The 289-nt window shown below is 57.8% G+C and carries 1 protein-coding gene; it reads right to left on the bottom strand.

Going from position 1 to position 289, the window contains the following annotated elements; all coding sequences use genetic code 11:
* The coding region (locus VU18_RS19495; protein ID WP_047757821.1) for an aldehyde dehydrogenase family protein at positions 1–289 on the bottom strand (289 nt) is incomplete at both ends.

The following is a 289-nucleotide window of genomic DNA, read 5'->3' as shown; positions in this document are numbered from 1 at the left end:
CTAATCGTCGCTTCGACGGCGCGATCAAGGTCAGCGTCCTCGAGCACGATCACCGGATTCTTTCCGCCCATTTCCAGCTGGTATTTCGCCCCTCGGGCCACCGCTTTTTGGGCGATCGTTTTGCCGACTTCATTGGAGCCGGTGAAGGTGATGCCATGAATATGGGGGTGTTCGGCGATCGCATTGCCGATGACCGATCCTTTGCCCGTCACCAAATTCACAACGCCGGCCGGCAGCCCCGCTTGATCAAAGCACTCCACGATTTTCGCGGCGGTGACAGCTGTTTCTT

This window comes from Geobacillus sp. ZGt-1 (assembly GCF_001026865.1).
GTDB lineage: Bacteria > Bacillota > Bacilli > Bacillales > Anoxybacillaceae > Geobacillus > Geobacillus thermoleovorans.
Note: the sequence above shows the minus strand (reverse complement) of the source record. Positions and strands in the feature narration are given on the sequence as shown.